Origin of the sequence: Methylocucumis oryzae (genome assembly GCF_000963695.1) — a bacterium.
GTDB classification, from domain to species: domain Bacteria; phylum Pseudomonadota; class Gammaproteobacteria; order Methylococcales; family Methylomonadaceae; genus Methylovulum; species Methylovulum oryzae.
In genome coordinates, this window is sequence record NZ_LAJX01000373.1 from 1 (window position 1) to 1,070 (window position 1,070).

Consider the following 1,070-nt stretch of genomic DNA (forward strand, 5'->3'; position numbering starts at 1 on the left):
GAATTCGATGCGGTAACCTTTGCCGATATTGGCGGAGAATATCGAATAGGTTTTGCTTGAGAGATAAATAAAGAGTCGTAAGCAGAAAAAGGCATCCACTCGTACTTTATTTTCCGCCAGAGTATTTCTATCAAATTCAGCTCCGGTGAATAAGGTGCTATGGGGAGTATCGTCAACTTTTGCGCCTGCCATCGCTCGATATGAGCTTTGAATTCCTGGCTTGTGTGAATGGGAGCATTGTCAATCACCAATGCTGTCGGTCGCGCCAAGGTGAGTACAAAGCGGTCAATACAGGCCACCACCGTCGCTGTCGTGATGGAATCTTCAAACACCCACGATTGAAAGGTGCCATTTTTGTTCATAAATCCTAAGACATTTAAACGCTTGCTTTTAGCTGAAGGCACTTCGATGGTCTTACCAATGGGCTGCCAAGCATAAGGAACACAAGGCTCCAGCGTGAAACCGGCTTCGTCAAAATACACCAAGTCGATTTGCTGTTGCTTAGCCTGTGCCGCCAATACCGCCAGTTGTTGCTGAGACTGGGCAAACCGTTCAGGATCACGCTTAGCTTTTAAGGATTTCCTCACTCGTTTCCAAACCAACCCTGCTTGCTGGAAAAGCCGTTTAAGCGTTGCCAGACTAACAGAAATCTGCCAGCGTTCGGCCAGTTGCGCTAACACCGTCTTGAGTGAACGAGGCGATTCAGCCACTTTATCAAGAGCATAGTCTTTGGATTCACCGCTCAGTTTACGGGGACGCCCGCCACGCGGTTTATCCAAGAGGGCGGCTATCCCGCCATTATCCCAGGCATTTAGCCAGGTTGCTGCGGTTTGTCGACAAACCCCAAAAATAGCAGACAATTCTTTCAGGTTAAAACCCGCCGCGCTCAGTAAAACGGCTTGCGCCCGTTCCCGTGGCACAGGACTTGGATGATGCCGTTTCATATTCTCAAGGGTTTCTCTTTCTTCTGGTAATAGGGGTTTTACAAACAACATCGTGAAATCTTACGTCGTTTAAATTTTAGTAGTTTAACTTATTTTCTTGTTAAATAATTTTTGCACTACTACTTA

General features: G+C 46.6%; 1 protein-coding gene. It reads right to left on the bottom strand.

Annotated elements, in window-relative coordinates:
* On the bottom strand, positions 1-995 hold a 995-nt coding region (locus VZ94_RS21750), incomplete at its 3' end, for an IS630 family transposase (RefSeq protein WP_052700841.1).
* Between the last annotated feature and the right edge of the window lie 75 nt (positions 996-1,070).